Origin of the sequence: Ditibartonella apis (assembly GCF_001952075.1) — a bacterium.
GTDB lineage: Bacteria > Pseudomonadota > Alphaproteobacteria > Rhizobiales > Rhizobiaceae > Bartonella > Bartonella apis.
The window spans coordinates 40,237-57,789 of the sequence record NZ_LXYU01000003.1 but is presented as its reverse complement, the minus strand read 5'-3'; the positions used below and the strand labels follow the sequence as shown (position 1 = coordinate 57,789).

Genomic DNA, 17,553 nt, shown 5'->3' with positions numbered 1-17,553 from the left:
TGATTGACGCTGAAACCGTCATTTTGCGAATAGCATTCTCATGTTTTTTCTTCCTGAGAATCTATTATAGGAAACATATTTTTACTTTTATTCATATAGAGAATTATCATAAAAATATAATTACTAAGTCTGGTAATTCAATAAAATTATAATACTGTTTTTTAATATTAAAATATAAAAATATAAATATTCTTATTATTAATATATTCTGTTATTTAAAAATAAGATTTCAAATACAACTTTTTTTATTTTATGAATTAAAATTTTTTTGTTTTATTTTCTATTTAATATTTATTAAATTATTTTGTATTTTTCTCCTTTTAAATTTCATTAGATCAAGATAGACTATATCCGATTCATGCGCCGCTAATTGATCAGCTATCTGCCGATAAAGAGCGCTTTGTATTTTTTGCGACTCCGGCCTTGTCCATGAAAGAGAGAGGAGATCTTATGCGCCTGTCTTCTAATCAGAGCTGCCTGTCAAAGGTCTTGTTAAACACTGCCTCGTGCATTGTTCTTTCAACTGTGGCTCTTTCGGGTATGACAATGCAAGCGGTGATAGCTGAAGAGCTTACCTATGACGGCACTGACCCTAGCGTTTTAACCGCGGATCCGACCGATATAAACGCTTCCCGCATGAGCCTTCTCCCGCGCACGGGTGATGAAACCAATACAATGACCGTTAAAGGGGCCGTCGCAGGGCAAAGAACGCATTGGGAAAACACTGTTGCTCCCTATAATGTCTACGGCTTTGCTTCTGTGCAAGATAATGTCACAGGCAATAATGGCATTGACGGCACCTCTAACACAGGGGCGATCGTGTCGGTCAAAGATGTTGAATATGACTGGAGCGGTGCCGGAAACCAAGCAACAAATGCCGAACAAGCCGGTCGACTTGGTGGCATGGGAGGCGGCTCGGTTTTTGGTGGCCTCAGTGCAGGCGCCCCGGGGAGTACCGCCTATGATGGTACGAATGTGGCCTTGGGAGGAAATGGCGGTTACATCAAGGGCGTTCATGTTACCCTTGATAATGTCGCCATTCATGGAGCCGATGCCGGTGACGGAAATAGTTCACTTGGTGACAACCATCGTGGAAGCACTGTTGGCGGCATGGGGGGTGGTTCGGTTTTTGGCGCTATCAGTATCGGTGGTGCCGGAGCCTGGTCAACACGTTCAACCGTCGATGGTTCAAATGGTGGCAGCGGAGGCGACATAAGCGGCAATTATGTTACTTTGAACAAAACCGACCTTTATGGTGGCAAAGGCGGCAATGGTGGTGCGAAAGCCGGTGGAAGTGCCGCGGGCTTTGGCGGTGCAAGTGTGTTGGGCGGTGTTTCTATCGGTGGTGCCGGCGGCATCAGTTATAGCGGAACCCAACATAATAGTCAGGGTGGATCAACGGGTGTCATCTCCGATAACCACGTTATTTTAACGGATGTAACTTTGACCGGTGCCGATGGCGGTAATGGCGGCTCGACCACTAGCGATAACGGGAGTGGCGGAACGGCTGGTTTCGGCGGCGGTATAATCGGAGGCGGCCTGGCAATTGCCGGCGGGGGTGGTTTTGCCGGAAATAGCGGCGCCTCGAATGCTGATGGCGGTAATAGTGGCGCCATCCATGACAACGAGCTCACCCTGACCCACGTAAACATCAAAGGCGGAAATGCCGGTAAAGGCGGTGACGGCGCACCCAATAGCGGCGGTGGCGTTGGTGGCATGGGCGGTGGTCTGATTTTTGGCGGCATGACCATCGGTGGTGCCGGTGGCTCCGGCTATGTGGCTGATACGTCGAGCGGTAATGGAGGTATCGCCGATTATGTAAAATCCAATAGCGTTACATTGGTCGAAGTCACGATCGACGGAGGCGCTGGCGGCGCTGGTGGCTCGAGCACAACAAGTGGTGGTGGTGCCGGTGGCGCTGGCGGCGGTACGATCTTTGGCGGTCTTTCCATGGGCGGTGCCGGTGGTGCGGGTGACGCAAAATCAAACACGCAAAATAGCGAGAGTAGAGGCGGTAATGGCGGCAGTAGCGGAGTTGTCAGCAACAATATTATTTCTCTCGATCACACAACACTGAATGGTGGTATTGGCGGCACAGGCGGCCAGGGTGGTGGCATTGGCGGCATAGGCGGCGGCAGTGTTATCGGCGGTTTGAGTACCGGCGGCGGCGGTGGCAACGGTTCGAATTCAAAAAAATATAATGGCAATGGCGGCGATAGCGGTGATGTTACCGATAACCGGATAAAGATTGTCGATTCCACATTGAATGGCAATGCTGGCGGCACCGGTGGGGCAATTTCCCATACGATTACAATCCAGGACGAAGAAGGCGGCAAGAGCGTTAGTATGGGTGGCAGCGGCGGCGGCGGCGCTGGCGGCGGCAGCGTTTTTGGCGGGATCAGCCTTGGTGGTGCCGGTGGCTATGGTTCGCAAGGGGGATTGAAAAATGGCACTGGTGGCAATGCCGGCACTGTCAGTGGCAATATCATTATACTTGAACGGGTAGAACTTCACGGTGGTGCTGGCGGCGCTGCCGGAAATATCAACGGCGAAAACAATGGCAATGAAGGGTCCGGTATTCGCGGTACGGATGGCGGAAGCATCTATGGGGGTGCAAGTGTCGGTGGTGCTGGCGGAATAGGATATGACGCGACACAAACCAATGGTAATGGCGGCAAAGGTGGCAATGTCACCAATAACCGTATCAGTTTGACCGACGTGACACTTTATGGCACGCAAACGAGCGGAAATGGCGATCATAAATACGGGGTTTATGGCGGCGTCAGCATTGGCGGAGACGGTGGCTTTGGCGACATTAGCAACAGCATTAACAAAAACGGCGGCAAGGGTGGTGATGCCGGCGATGTCAGTGGCAATACAATTGAAATTTCCGGAAAATCCGCAATCAATAAAGATATTTATGGCGGTCTTTCACAAGGTGGAAAAGCCGGCACTCACTTTAATGACAAAAATCAGCTCATCAACAGCGAGGTCGGTTTTGGCGGTAATGCCAACCACAATACCGTAACTCTTAACGGCGACCAGATCGTCATTGGCGAACGCGATGAGGAAGGAAATGTAACACAATACGGCTCGATCTGGGGTGGTCGCAGCCTTAGTGGTGATGGTCAAGACTGCCTTACAGCCGATGTTTTTTCCGGCAATACTCTCAATCTCAACGGTTACCGCGGAACCGTTTCCGGTATCTATAATTTTGAAAATTATAACTGGACTTTGCCGGCGGGTGTAAAAAATGGCGATACGGTGATAAAAATTGCCGAAGGCGGTACACCGGTTGATTTAACCAATACGAAACACACTATTGCCGGTCTTGACCCGAATGGTCCGCAATTTATGGCGGGCGATATGGTGACCATGATCGATAAATCCGGCGGCAACTGGACACCGACAACCTATACACTCAAACAAGGGCAATTTATCTTTTACGATACAACCCTCGAGCAAAAGCAGGCTGGCGATAACACCGCTTTCGTTCTGCAATTTAGCCAGAAAACCGATAATACTCCCGGTCATGATCATACCGGTGATAACACTGGTGGTGGAGATAATACCGGCGGGGGTGACCACAATGGTGGCAATACCGGTGGCGGCGGCGACAACACCGGTGGTGGCGATCATAACGGTGGCAGCAATAATACCGGAGGCAATGGCACCGATAGTAATGGCGGAAATAATCAAGGCACAGGAAACAACAATCCGGGACAATCAGCGGCACAATTGAACCCGCAGTCGAAAACTTATTCGGAAGGGCGTGCAGCAAGCCTCGCCTTTGTTTCGCAAGGCTCCGATGTTATTGCCAACAGCATGGGCACAATCGCAGGCCTCGCAGCAAGGACGGATGCCCGCTTCAATCATCCGGTCTATGTTCCCTTTATCATCACCGGCGGTTCTTCATCCCGTTATCAAACCGGAAGCTATGTCAGCGTTGACGGTTTCAATATGATTGCCGGCCTTGCTTTCGGCTTTAACCTTGAAAGTGGTCATAAAGTCACAACCGGCGCATTTTTTGAATATGGCCGCGGCACTTATGACACCTATAACAGCTTCGACCGTTTCGCTTCTGTCCATGGTGATGGCGATAGCGATTATAAGGGCGGTGGCATTCTCGCCCGTGTCGAATTTGCGGGCACCGGCCTTGGCCGGGTTAAAGATTTGAAACCCGACGAAACTGACGGGCTTTATCTTGATGCATCCTTGCGTTTCGGCCAGTTGGATGGAAAGTTCAGTGCCGGTCGCAACTTCAGCATTGACGGAGAGGACGATTATCACGGTTCTTATGACAGCACGGTCAATTATTTCGGTGGCCATGTCACAGGCGGTTATGTGTTCAACTTTGATGATAAACGTGCCCTTGATGTCTATGGCCGCTATTTATGGACACGCATGGAAAGCGACACGGTCAAGATCGACGCTGAACAATTGCATTTTGACAGGTCCATTAGTTCGCGCATGGAGCTTGGCTCCCGTTACTCTTATCAATATAATGACTGGTTCAAGCCTTATATCGGTGCAACCTATGATTACGAGTTTGATGGTGATATCGGTGCCAAAGCTTATGAATTCGATTTGAACAAACCGTCACTTGAAGGCTCGACCGGTATTTTTGAAGCAGGCTTCAAGATGAACCCGTTGAGAGACAACAAGGCCTTGACAATCAATGTTGATGGTCAGGGTTATGTCGGCGCCCGCCAAGGTGGCGGTGGCGGCGTTAAACTCAAATACGAGTTCTAATAAAACACGCTTTGGCAGAGCCGTGCATTCTGCTTTGAATGCGCTTCAATCTCAAAAAGACAGGCTTTGCCAAATTGATTTTAACAGACAGCAAATTCTTGTCTTATAGATTTTGACCGGTAACGAATTAAGGCCTTACGAAAAAACACTCCGCAAGGCCTTTTATGTTTGAAACAAAATCAACACAAACGGCGGCAAACGTGGAAAACACGAAAACCGATGGATGCATAAAGCTTTGAGCTATTCAAAGCCTATGCTAGACCAATGAAGCTTCTGTCGGATTGCATCTTAAAACTCGGAACGTAAAACCGTTCCGTTCAATTATCCGGACAAAGTCGCATCTATGAAATGATAATATAGGATTGTTTCAGTCAATTTCCGAACAGGATTACATCTCTAAATTGCCAAAGGAAACCGCGCCTGTGAACCGCCACAGTTTTGCACACATCCTGACTTCCGATTGATTGCTTGATAACATCCCGCCTCTACCCGACAATTAAACCGGAAAATACACAACAGAGCATGAGACAATCAAAACAATTACAACTTCTGCTAATGAAGACATGAAACCGGCTCACACGGTAAATTTGAAGCCGGTTCTGTTTTCCGCATAAAAATCCGATTTTATCTTTTTATATTCCGGATCACCGTAAAGATCAGGCATTTCCCGACCAGCGAGAAAAGCAATAGAACTTTCGTTAGACATGCGAATATAGAAAGCTTTCAACTTTTTATAGAGACTGTTTCCGATGTCATAATCCTTGGCAATAACACCATCGCTTCGAGCATAGTTCTCGTAAATGACAACCGCATTCGCGCGCCTTTTTGCCCATTGAAACGTCTGCTTTTCTAAAGGACCAGCTTGATCTTCAAACTTTATCAACGCCTCGAAACCAGCTCTATGACTACCAGTCGCCTGATAGACCCTCGTATATTCATCCATGCCCATCTCATAAATGAAGAACTCTGCTGTATCCTGCTGGTCTTCTGTATAGAGGCCATCTTTATTGGCCATGATTTCAGCAAGTTGATTGCGCGAAAGCCCTTTAAAACTTTCAGCATCATCTGTCACGTTGATACGGGCAGGTTTCAACTTTTCGGCCGTAACCGAGTTTGTTGCATCTGTTCCCTTACCTGTGGACGTTGTCGTCGTATTCTGATTGGAAAATTGATTAATGCCATAAGCGGAATAGGATGTGTTTATCATTTTACTCACCTCTTATGCACCACCCCACCTGATGCATAAATAAAGGGGGAAATGACAGCCATCATGTCTGCCTTTATGGACCCGATTGACATTATTCATTAATGCCATTTTGAAATATATTATATTTCACATATAAATTCAAATAATAAAAAAATATCGTTATGTTATCATATATATTATTGATGATATTATCTCTTTAAAACTGTAAATCTCTATAACCCGATTGTGATATTACTAGCATAAATGTTCAACAAATTCGTCAATTTTATTCGTCTGATTGAACGGTTTACGCTTTCGAAAGCCTAATACATTTTTTTATTATTTACAGAAACAGAAATATTATTTCTGATTGAACTAAACGATCTTTCGCACATAGCTAAAAAATTTCCGCACGATTGCTCATGAATAAAAAACCGGCAAGCCGTGCTTGCAAGCTTTACAAAAACACTATTCTGCCAAGTTTTCCTAATCCCCGAACGCCACTTCCTAAAAAACAGAAAGTGAGAAAACCGGAATTGAAAGCACTATAGATGCACGTAACGGAAAGACATAGAAGACAGAATTCGTCATCAGAAATTTGCAGCAGGCTATTTTTTAAAAAGCGTGATGCCGCTTTATTCACCGGTTAAAGCTCTTCTCATTTTCCTGCCGATCAGATAAAACATTAGAAAATGATTTCCCGATGATAATGTTTGACAGGAGAAAACGATGCGTTTGGCTGTGGTTGGTGCCGATGGTAGAATGGGAAGAGAGCTTCTTTCCGCAATCGGGCGGATTGACGGTGTCGAGCTTCAAGGTGCCATTGTCAAATCGGGTTCTCCGTTTATTGGAAAGGATGCAGGCCTTCTTATCGGTCAGGCAAATCTTGGCGTCACCATTACCGATGATCCTTTGCCGGTTTTTGCAAAAGTCGAAGGTGTGCTTGATTTTACCAGTCCGGTCGCAAGTGTGCTTTATGCAGGCTATGCCGCGCAGGCACGCATTGTCCATGTTATCGGCACAACCGGTTTTTCCGAAGATGATGAAAAGAAAATCAAAGCGGCTGCCGCCCATGCAACAATTGTCAAATCGGGCAATATGAGCCTTGGCGTAAACCTGCTCGCAGGTCTGGTCAAAAGAGCCGCCAAGGCCTTGGATATGGAAGATTACGATATTGAAATTGCCGAAATGCACCACCGCAAAAAGGTTGATGCCCCTTCCGGTACAGCGCTGCTTTTAGGCAAGGCAGCCGCAGAGGCCCGCAATCAGAATTTGGCAGAAGTGAGTGTGCGCGGGCGTGACGGGCATACTGGCGAAAGAAAAACCGGTACAATCGGTTTTTCGTCGCTACGCGGTGGCACTGTGGTCGGCGACCATTCGGTGATTTTTGCCGGCGATAACGAGCGCATTGTTCTTTCGCATCTTGCACAGGACCGTTCGATTTTCGCCGATGGTGCAGTGAAAGCTGCGCTCTGGGCGCACAAACAAAAGCATGGACTTTATTCCATGGCCGATGTTTTGGGCCTTAATGATTAATTGACTTGAGTAAACCCCTATCAAGGAGGAAAGAATGTCGCGAATATTGGTTTTGGTTCGACACGGACAAAGCGAGTGGAACCTGAAAAATCTCTTTACCGGATGGAAAGATCCCGATCTTTCTGAAAAAGGATTGGAAGAAGCAATCTCTGCCGGAAAAAAATTGAAGGCAGCAGGATTGAAGTTCGACATTGCCTTCACATCCGCTCTGCAACGTGCACAACATACCTGCCAGCACATTCTGGATGAAATGGGGCAGCCAAAGCTTGAAACAATCAAAAATCAGGCTTTGAACGAACGTGACTATGGCGACCTTTCCGGCCTCAACAAAGATGACGCCCGCAAGAAATGGGGCGAAGAGCAGGTTCACATCTGGCGCCGCTCTTACGATGTTCCACCTCCGGGTGGCGAAAGCTTGCGCGATACAGGTGCACGCGTTTGGCCCTATTACCTTCACAACATCCAGCCGCATGTATTGCGTGAAGAAACTGTGCTCGTTGCAGCCCACGGCAATTCATTGCGCGCACTCATCATGGCATTGGAAGGCTTGAGCGGCGAAGAAATCGTCAAGCGTGAGCTCGCAACAGGTGTCCCAATGATTTACGAACTCAATGCCGATTCAACCATCGCTTCCAAAAAAGTGCTGGAATAGATCGACCTCAATTTAAACTTAAGCCATGCCGGAACAAATCTGCTCCGGCATTTTTTATGATTACTGCTTTCTATCAGTCAGCACCATGAAAATTGATAGGTAACACCTAAAGCCATAAATTCTGAAGCTGAGGCACGCAAAAATGCAACGCGCACAATATTAAAGGCGGGATTAAAGGCGGGGGCGGCGTTGAAAAGGTCAAGACAGCACCACCCGACATCACACTGCCTTACATTACCTTGCTCAAGACTTCATACTACTCGACATTCCACCGTCTGACATGACTTTGCGTGATATTGCACCGTCGGCATTACTTCGCCTGACTCACCCTGCCCGACATCACTCTATTCGACAATTACTTTTCATGGCGTTACATTGCCTGAAATCACACTACCCGACATTTTTTCGACGACATTATACTACCTTGCATTGCTGGTAGAAAAATTACGTTATTTCCGTTTCGGCTGAATTTTCATCAATCGGCGAAATTGTCTTCGAGATAAATGTCATGTTGGCTTGTGGGCTAACCAAAATTCGGGTTGACAGTTAAAGATTGCCAGCTTAGATGAAACGCAATGCCCAGATGGCGGAATTGGTAGACGCGCAGGTTTCAGGTATCTGTGCTGCAAGGCGTGGAGGTTCGAGTCCTCTTCTGGGCACCAAAATATTCCTAAAAATACAATAAAAACAATAAGTTAAGAAATTTTATTTCCTTTCAGTCCACCCCACAGCCCACCTTTCGGCGGGCGCTTGCGATGCTGTTAAATATCCAGTTTCGGCAGATTGCGAACAATTTTCATCGTTTCCAGTGAAACTGTGATAACTCTTAATAAGAGTTCCAGCGGATAGGCAGGGTTATGCATGGTCTCTATTGCCCAGTCATTGGCATCATTAACAATACCGCTGGCTTTATCTGTCTTGACTCCCTGACGCTCCACCACCCAATCAATGGCAGATTTGCCATTGACGATATAGTCATAAGCTTCCAACGGAATATCTTTGATGGTGATCTTGTCATTATAGATAATTGTTGAAAGATCTTTATCCTTACCATTGCGACCATATTTCATTTTTTGAACATAATAGTCAGAATCTTGCAATTTTTTATTTTTGGTAATGATATTGGCTGGGTATTTCGCCACTGTTTCATAATTCAAATGCAAATTGGCCAAGGCGCGGCCCGCCTGTGAAAATGCCTTGAAGTCATCAAGCTTTTTAACGGCTGGTATACGCGGCAATTCTTTCATCAGATTATCAGCAAAACGGGTGCGATAATCTTCCGAATGTAGCAGCCCATAAATATAATAAAAAAGGTCTTCCTTGCTGATGGTATTGTCTTGATAGGCCTTCTGGAAATGTTGCAAGCCCGCATCTGTTATCGCATCGCGACGCTTTAATTTTGGCTTATCATCACTGGCAAACAAGCCTTCTCCCGCCTGCTCCTGATCATAAAGATAAAGTGGAAAACATTGACTGTCACCATTACAATGCAAGTCAGCAATATAATTGCTTATAAGTGCAAGGTTACTATCACCATTATAGTTTTCGTTTATTTGTATAACAGTATTTTCTGCTTCTGCATTAGGAAAAATAATAGGAATTTTGTATATACTGTTATTAAACAATTTATCAAAATATAAAAATTCTTTAGTAAATGGCCTATACAGACTAGATTTAATGTTATCTACTGAATAAATTCCCTTAAATTGTTTCCTAAATGCATCTTTTAAATCACCTGACCAGCTTATTTTTGTTGTGTCGAGATTAATAAAATCATCTATTTTCAATTCTTTAATATTTGAATTATTGAAACGGTTAATTTCAGAATTATAAAAATCAATCATGCTTTGCATGTTATTTGACAGTTTGCTTTTAGAAAAATTATAAGCCCAAGCATCTCGGTTCGTTTTCACACCGGAAGAATAATTATCAAAAATGGCTAAACTATTTTTTTCCTTTTTATCTCCTATGCTAATAAATTCATTAAAACTATCATCACGTTGGTTAAGCCAATCATTATGGACATCAGGAGTGATGATTTGCCATTGATCTTTTAAACCTGAGATGGATGTAAGATCGGCGAGTTTTTCAAGCTTTTGCTCGGTGGTGAGATAGTCGCCAATATCATGAAAGAAAATCTGCCCATGCTGCTTGGCCGCAGGGTTTTTCACAAATATCGAAATGGCAATTGGCGCGCGGGAACCTGAACCAAAGATTTTCCCACCTTCTTTGCGGGAACGCTCACCGGACGTACGCTGGTTACCACGTAAATGGAAAATATAAATATTGGAAAACTCTTCTGCCAAACATTTTCGCAAGCCGTCTGCCGATGAAGATTCGATATAACCAGCATTGGTGACAAAACCGATGACACCGGCCTCGCCAATCCGGTCTGAAGCCCAACGAATTGCACGAATATAGCTGTCATATAACGACGTTCTTAATTTAGCATTTGAAAATTTCTCATAAGTGTCGGCAATGCGCTGATCTAATTTCAAATATGATAAGTTTTGATTATTATCATTTTCACTTTTTTGCCCAACCGAATAAGGCGGGTTGCCGACAATAACTTTGATATCCAAGGCCATCTGGTCTTTGCGACGCTGGCTATTATCAACCAGAATGTTGTCAATCAAGTCGCCCTTTTCGCTCATCTGGAATGTGTCGGTGAGCAAAATACCGGAGAAAGGCTCATAGTCTCCCCCGACAAGGGCATGGTAGGCCGATTCAATATTGACGGCGGCAATATAATAAGCAAGCAGCACCAGTTCATTGGCATGAAGTTGGTGTTTATAAACGCGCGGCAAATCTTGCTTGGCTATTAAGCCACTTTGCATCAGCCTTGTAATAAAGGTGCCTGTGCCAGTGAAAGGGTCCAGAATATGCACGCCCTCGCTACCCAAGCTCTGGTTGAATTCAGCTTTTAGCACATCATTGACGCTGTGCAGGATAAAGTCCACCACCTCGACCGGTGTATAGACAATACCCAGTCGCTCGGTCATTTTTGGGAATGCGTTACGGAAAAACTTGTCATAAAGTTCGACAACCAATTTCTGGCGGCCCTCTGCCGAGTTGATACCCCCGGCACGCATGGCAACCTTGTGATAAAATTCATCCAGGCTTGTCGATTCTTTATTAATGTTGAATTCACTTAGCACATCCAAAACTTTCTGGATCGCTTGCGACATCGGGTTATGAGCTGCAAAGCTATAGTCCGAAAACAAAGCATCAAAAACCGGCTTGGTGATGAGATGTTGTGCCAACATCTCGATGATTTCGTCGTCGGTGAGAGCATCATTCAAATCATCTTTCAATTCGGCGGAAAATTCCTTGAATGTTGCAATGGCCTTAGTGTTTTTAGGGTTTTCCAAAATGGCCTTGATGCGGTCAATATGAGTACGGGCTGTCTTGGCAATCTCATCGGTGAACTCTTCCCATTGGCGTCGATTGCCGACCTTTTCAACTACTTTGGCTATGATAGCCCTTTCAAACTCTGTTACCTCAAAAACAAATTCGCCTTGATGTTCTTCTGCCGCACCTGAAGAGGGTTGGGCTTTACCTAAATTATATTGACGCTTTGCAAGACCTGTTGCTTCTTTCATTACTTTTTTACGTCTCTTACCAATATCGGTAACAGCAATGACTTCCATTTTTTGCGGATCAACACCATTTAAAGCTATTTTATTGATCATCGCATCGAATTGATCGTCATGCGAACGTAGTGCCTGCAAAACCTGCCAGACGACCTTGTAGGTCTTGTTATCATTCAGGGCTTCATGCGGCTCTACACCCGAAGGGATAACCACCGGCAGGACGATATAACCACGGGTTTTACCTGGCGCATTGCGCATAACACGCCCGACCGATTGCACCACATCAACCTGACTATTGCGTGCAGTTAAAAACAAAACCGCATCCAGGGCTGGCACATCCACGCCTTCAGACAGACAGCGCACATTTGACAAAATGCGGCACGTGTCTTTGGGAGCCGGTGATCTAAGCCACTGGATTTTTTCTTCCTTTTCACTGGCATTCATGCCGCCATCAACATGGCGCGCCTCGCAATGCAGCTTAACGGACGTTTCTTCCTCATCAGTTGCGGTGCGCTGGTATTCTTCCACCACCGCCTGAAACATGCTCGCAATCTGGAGGGATCCAACCTTATTGCTTTTTTTCCGGTCAATCACCTGACAAAAGGCAACAGCGCGTTGCATCGGGCTGACATCACCTTGAAGACTTTCACACGAATCCTGCTTCGACAGCGCCTTCCAACAACCGATAATCTTGGTCGCATCATCCACCCGCAATTCGTTATTCTCGTCTTTGAGAAGATTTTGCAAACGGCGGTTGATCAGGCGTTCTTCAATTGACAACAAAATCACCTTGTAGTCAACTAAAAGGCCGCGCTCTACCGCTTCCGAAAAAGTCAAAACATATAGGTCTTTGCCATAAAAGTCCGGATCATTCATAGAATAGACCTTAAGATTACGATCCTCGGCTTTAAGTTTGTCACCATCCCGATAGATGCGCGGCGTGGCTGTCATATAAAGACGTTTTGCTGCTTTAATAAAATCGTTAAAATGAACGCGAACAAAAGCACTTTCTTCCTCACCTCCATAGGTTTGGCCAGTTGTGCGGTGCGCCTCGTCACAGATGACAAGATCAAAAGCAGGCAAGTCATAATTTTTTTGCGCTTGCGAAATGACATCAATAGATTGATAGGTCGAGAAAATAACACTCATGGCGTTTTCTTCGTGCCAAGCAATCATCTCCTCGGCCAGTCTCTTGGCATCGGTCGTGGCAGGATATTGCAGCTCGTGCACAAAGGTCTGCACACTGTCATCGTCTTTTCTATCGCGTTTTTTACCGACCTCTGCATCCGAACAAACAGCGAAGCTATGCAATTTGGTTTCGCTCTGTTGCGTCCATTCCGTCAGTGTCTGGCTTAATAAGGCAAGACTTGGCACAAGAAACAAGACCCGTTTGCCTTTGCCGGCCTGTGCCTCTGCAATTTTAAGACTGGTGAAAGTTTTACCTGTACCACAAGCCATAAAAAGCTTACCACGATCGGCCGTCTCAAAACCTTTGAGCACATTTTTTACAGCTGTTTCTTGATGCGGCCTTAACTTTTTCTTGTCGTGAATGACAAGTGCTTTATCCCGTGCATATTTTTCCCAATCGATAACACTTTGTTCAAGAGCTGCGAGATCAATTTTGCTGACGGGAATTTGCTGGTTTTCCAGCATCGCCTCGGCATTATTACCCCAATGATTGGTTGTGCAGATGATAAAGCGGTTTACAAAAGGTCTTTGACCGGATGCCGCCAAAAAGCTGTCTATATCTCTTTTTTCAATTTTATGGTCCGGTGCATAAAATTTGCACTGTATAGCATGAAGTTCACCCTTCTTGGTTTGGGCTACAAGATCAATCCCCTTGTCTTTGCCATCTTTGCCATGTGACACCGCCCAATCTCTAAACGTCCATACGTGTGAATAAAGATCAGCATAAAAAGGTTCATGTTTCAGATAAGCAACGATCAACTTTTCAAAATAGGTACCTTTTTCACGCTCGGACGCCGCAGCATTGCGAAAACGGTTCAAGACTTTTTCAAGGGATGTCTGTTCTAGTACCTCGCTCATGCTATTGCCTCCGCTAAAATGTACGCAGCCTTTGACTGATTTATGTACAAAAGTCATACCTTAATCATCTAAAATGAAAAGACATTTTCATTAAAATGATGTTTTTTTGTGTGCGAAAGTCATGCAGCGATCATCAAATTAAAATTTTTGCGGTATTGCTCCCTACCCGTTTTAACTGATAAAAAGTCAGTGCCTTTGGCACGCTACCGACAGAAGACAGATAGAAAATCAAAATAATCAAACACCAATAAAAAAGATACGCATGCGCCCCATGCCGGTTTAGGCTTCCATAAGGTTCACGACTTTAGCTCTCCCCCCACAACTCTTTATTTTTTACCGGCTTTTGAAAAAATAATCATCAAAACCAAAACCGTACATATGACCATTTGTTAATAAATGGCTGCTTGCGGGCTACCTGTCCCAACAGGTTTCGGCTTCAGGTTTTTGAGATTCTTGCCCTCATGTATTTTTAAGAAACTTAACGTTACTTAACAGGCTTTTTTGTCAAGTTAATTCGTGAAAAAGATTGCAAAACCAGCGCACTGGTCGTTATAACTTTACTAACTATAAAAAGGCGCGGGATGTATACTTTCGCCTGTTTATTTGAATACCGTAAAAATCAAACACAAATTAAAAAACTTCTCATGCTACAGCTCTTTGCCACTGGCATCACTACTTACCACCACCGCCCTACCATGCTTGCTATATGCAATGCGTCCCGATTTACGCAATCGATCTTCTGCTTTGGCTGCACGAGTACCACCCCAGCCCAACACACGCATAGCCATCCCATATGACATGGCACCATGAAGCTGAAGAGCTTTGAGATAGGTCTCATCGTCATCCGGCTTGGCAATACCGTCATAAAGAGTTTCAAGATAAGGCTGTGGTTGTTTAGGTCTGTTGAAGGTCTCGACATTCTTCAATCGAGTAACGCTCATTGCATCGTTAAAAATGTTAACATTTGTCAACATAGATGCGCTGGTTTTTATCCCCGCAATTCGTTCAGCCTCATCTCGAAGATAGCCTCCATCATACTCAAGAACCGCTGCCCGTTCCTCTATCTGATGGGTCTGGTCATCATCATAAAAGTGACTAGCATTATTTTTTTCCTGTTTTTGCTCATATTCGGAACCCTCAAAATCATCAAAAATACATTTTTTCGAATTTTGAGGATTTTGAGTGTTTGGAAGTTTCTTGTTTTTGATATTTTTTAAAACAGATAACCACTTGCCCATCGGTCACCCCCTACCGTCCAGCACGGGATTCCATTCATATTGAACCGTCGGCCGTCCCCTTGAGCGGTCCGGGCTCGCTTCTACCTCACGGCAGTAATTCGCATCAGTCAGAATTTCTATTGCAGACAATACTGCTTCACGATCTGTGAGCCTTGCCCATCGCTTTTGATGAATATCCCTAACCGTAAACAAGTCAGGTAATTCGTGGCGGCGCTCTATGATGAGTTTAGCCCCATCCTCGGCCATTGTCTGGCCTGCCGAATATAATCGCTTTGCATGACTTACCAAATATTCAGCCCAGACCAAGGCTGTCGCCGTTGCCAAGTCACCAATCTCGAAGCGTCCACCTTCGACAAGTTCAAAAATCAAGGCCAGTGATGCTACCGTCTTTGGCATTTTCAGCATATGAGATTCCATAACACTGGAAACCTTGCCGCTTCTGGCTTCTGCCTGTATGTCTTCCATCCATTCCCGAAACATCAATTGAGCGGATGATGAAAAATGCATCACCAGTGGATTTTCTGGCGTGCCCAACGGATTATCATGAAGGTTTCTAAACACAGCTTCATACGCCCGCCTTGCTTCTTTATCAGGAAGTCTGTCAGTCCATTGCCAATCGTGCACGTCATCCGGCCAGACAGCCAATTGCAAACGCTGCACCAAGCCATCATCACCTTTTCCGGTCATTGCATTGTTAACAATCGGGGCAATTCGTGACGGTTGTATGCCACCGATCATGGAAATAGTGGCATTCTGGATATGCACAGTACCGCGCCCAATGCGATCATAGGTAAATTGGCCATCTCCATTGAAGGCCTCCAAATAGAACGCTCTATCAGACTGATAATCATCCCCTTCCATCTTGACCAGAAAGCCTGCCAATTCATCGCGTATCAGTAAAAGGCCGCGCTGGTTTTCATTTAACAGCTCTCCTAATTTTTCTACTGTCGCGTCATTAACCACAAGGCGCGGGCATGGGATTTTATCGTCATCATCTACAACACTGTCAGCCAATAGCGCGCGGGCAGCTTCCCTATCTCCTCCCTTGAATGCCTGTACTGCTTTTTTCTTTTTATCCTTTTCATCCAAAGCTTTGAGAACATCATCAATGGAAGCTTGTTTTTGGCTTTCCTGCCATTTCTTACGCATATCATCCTGAATAGCGAAAATAGGCGCAAGCGCTGATTGCATGGCTGGTGACTTCATAGCAGAAGGTCGCCCTATAACTGCACCCCATAAATTCGGCACGATCAGCCAATCATCATGCTGTTTTGGTGACACTCTTACACCATTGCCGACCACCGCAGCTAATCCACATAGACAAGAAACAGCGACAAAATCCGCTGGCGATTGCTGCCGATCTGCAACGTCATAAACATAACTACTTAAAGCATCCGGCAGCATAATTTCCTTGAAAGGTTCGACAGCTGGTAAACTAGAGGCAATCGGCTTTATCTTTTGCCATTCACGGTTTGAATTATCATGAAAAGGCAGTTCTTTAATTTTGGGTATTGTGATGCTCTCGCTCATGCTGCACCACCTTTTCGATATTCAACCAATAGATCATTAAAGTCATATCCGTCCGGCGGCTGTGATACCTTGACGGTCCAACCATGTGCCTTGGCATTCCTTGCCAATGCCGCGCCTGCTATTTGCCCGGCACGATCACCATCAAACGCTACCGTCAACTGTCCTATCTGTTTTGGTAATTTCAATGCTTTCATGCCACTTGTAGATAACGCCGCCCATATGTTTGCAGGTTCAAGCAATAGACCACACGCAAGCGAAAGCCCTGTTTCAATGCCTTCACAAATGACCAGCCGGTTACCACGCCACTTTGCAAGTCGAACGGCACCACCTGCAACACGCCCCAGCATAGCCTTGGCTGGCACGACATTAGCTTTTCTGCCATCTGGTGAAAGATAGGTTCTATGGACTGCAAAGGCGTCACAACCATCAACACGGGCAATCATAGCCGGATAATAAGAACCGGACGGATGACGGCAATTGCAATGAAAGCGCAAACTATCAGGCAGGGCACAATCAATGCCACGACCGTGAAGGTAACGGGCAGCAAGGGTGCCATCTATCGGCAGTGCTTCATTCCAAAGTTTCCTTGCGGCTTCTGTTTTACGTGCGCTGGTTTCATCTTCCAAGCCTAAGGTTTTCATAGCCTGCTTGCTGATGCTATGTCCTTTTAGACCTTCAGGCTCTATCACGTTCCGGTCATAGTGAAGACCAGCGCCATCTATAAGTCCAATACAACGCAACTCATGAATAATATCATCGAAGCTACATCCGGCATGACAACATGCCAATAAACGTCCATCCTTGCCATCTGATAGCGATAAGCTCGGCCTATTGTCATTATGGACCGGGCAGCGCGCCAAGCCGTAGCTTCCAAACCATTGCCCGTGAAGTGCGGCGGTGATTTCTCGTGCTCTGTTTTTATTGAATGACATTGTTTCTTGTCTCCATGACATTGCGCCATGTGACGGGTTCTGCTATTCTTTAGATCTAAATTGAGAAAGCTTTGCCCCGTCCCACAAT

8 protein-coding genes and 1 tRNA gene are annotated in these 17,553 nt (G+C 45.5%); 4 read left to right on the top strand and 5 right to left on the bottom strand.

What is annotated here, in order from left to right; all coding sequences use genetic code 11:
- Nucleotides 1–429: 429 nt before the first annotated feature.
- Nucleotides 430–4,752: an autotransporter outer membrane beta-barrel domain-containing protein gene (locus PEB0122_RS11735; protein WP_158025424.1), complete on the top strand. Its 4,323-nt coding sequence runs from the start codon at nt 430–432 to the stop codon at nt 4,750–4,752.
- A 574-nt stretch (nt 4,753–5,326) separates the two neighbouring features.
- On the opposite strand, the gene PEB0122_RS07145 is transcribed toward PEB0122_RS11735, so the two are convergent.
- On the bottom strand, nt 5,327–5,959 hold the full coding sequence (locus PEB0122_RS07145) for a hypothetical protein (protein ID WP_075916402.1): 633 nt from the start codon (nt 5,957–5,959) through the stop codon (nt 5,327–5,329).
- Nucleotides 5,960–6,667: 708 nt separating this feature from the next.
- On the opposite strand from PEB0122_RS07145, the gene dapB reads away from it, so the two are divergent.
- The 3 genes from dapB to PEB0122_RS07130 all read left to right on the top strand — a co-directional run bounded on the left by dapB (nt 6,668) and on the right by PEB0122_RS07130 (nt 8,788).
- Complete coding sequence (gene dapB, locus PEB0122_RS07140) at nt 6,668–7,474, top strand: 4-hydroxy-tetrahydrodipicolinate reductase (protein ID WP_075916400.1); 807 nt, start codon at nt 6,668–6,670, stop codon at nt 7,472–7,474.
- Between the two features lie 34 nt (nt 7,475–7,508).
- Entirely contained in the window at nt 7,509–8,126 is a 618-nt protein-coding gene (locus PEB0122_RS07135; RefSeq protein WP_075914011.1) for a 2,3-bisphosphoglycerate-dependent phosphoglycerate mutase, read from the top strand.
- 577 nt (nt 8,127–8,703) lie between these two features.
- A tRNA-Leu gene (locus PEB0122_RS07130) sits at nt 8,704–8,788 on the top strand.
- Nucleotides 8,789–8,887: 99 nt separating this feature from the next.
- Here PEB0122_RS07130 and PEB0122_RS07125 read toward each other — a convergent pair.
- From PEB0122_RS07125 to PEB0122_RS07110, 4 genes are all read right to left on the bottom strand, one after another.
- Nucleotides 8,888–13,765, bottom strand: coding sequence for a DEAD/DEAH box helicase (locus PEB0122_RS07125; protein ID WP_075916398.1), 4,878 nt, complete (start codon nt 13,763–13,765; stop codon nt 8,888–8,890).
- 647 nt (nt 13,766–14,412) lie between these two features.
- On the bottom strand, nt 14,413–15,003 hold the full coding sequence (locus tag PEB0122_RS07120) for a hypothetical protein (RefSeq protein WP_075916396.1): 591 nt from the start codon (nt 15,001–15,003) through the stop codon (nt 14,413–14,415).
- A gap of 3 nt (nt 15,004–15,006) precedes the next feature.
- Complete coding sequence (locus PEB0122_RS07115; RefSeq protein ID WP_075916394.1) at nt 15,007–16,533, bottom strand: YfjI family protein; 1,527 nt, start codon at nt 16,531–16,533, stop codon at nt 15,007–15,009.
- Entirely contained in the window at nt 16,530–17,465 is a 936-nt protein-coding gene (locus tag PEB0122_RS07110) for a DUF7146 domain-containing protein (protein WP_075916392.1), read from the bottom strand. The genes PEB0122_RS07115 and PEB0122_RS07110 overlap by 4 nt, the downstream gene beginning before the upstream one ends.
- Between the last annotated feature and the right edge of the window lie 88 nt (nt 17,466–17,553).

Excerpts from the sequence above, each read along its gene's own strand:
- PEB0122_RS11735 (WP_158025424.1), top strand. The coding sequence starts at position 430 with ATGAAAGAGAGAGGAGATCTTATGCGCCTGTCTTCTAATCAGAGCTGC.
- PEB0122_RS07120 (WP_075916396.1), bottom strand. The coding sequence starts at position 15,003 with ATGGGCAAGTGGTTATCTGTTTTAAAAAATATCAAAAACAAGAAACTT.
- PEB0122_RS07145 (WP_075916402.1), bottom strand. The coding sequence starts at position 5,959 with ATGATAAACACATCCTATTCCGCTTATGGCATTAATCAATTTTCCAAT.
- PEB0122_RS07125 (WP_075916398.1), bottom strand. The coding sequence starts at position 13,765 with ATGAGCGAGGTACTAGAACAGACATCCCTTGAAAAAGTCTTGAACCGT.
- PEB0122_RS07135 (WP_075914011.1), top strand. The coding sequence starts at position 7,509 with ATGTCGCGAATATTGGTTTTGGTTCGACACGGACAAAGCGAGTGGAAC.
- PEB0122_RS07115 (WP_075916394.1), bottom strand. The coding sequence starts at position 16,533 with ATGAGCGAGAGCATCACAATACCCAAAATTAAAGAACTGCCTTTTCAT.
- dapB (WP_075916400.1), top strand. The coding sequence starts at position 6,668 with ATGCGTTTGGCTGTGGTTGGTGCCGATGGTAGAATGGGAAGAGAGCTT.
- PEB0122_RS07110 (WP_075916392.1), bottom strand. The coding sequence starts at position 17,465 with ATGTCATTCAATAAAAACAGAGCACGAGAAATCACCGCCGCACTTCAC.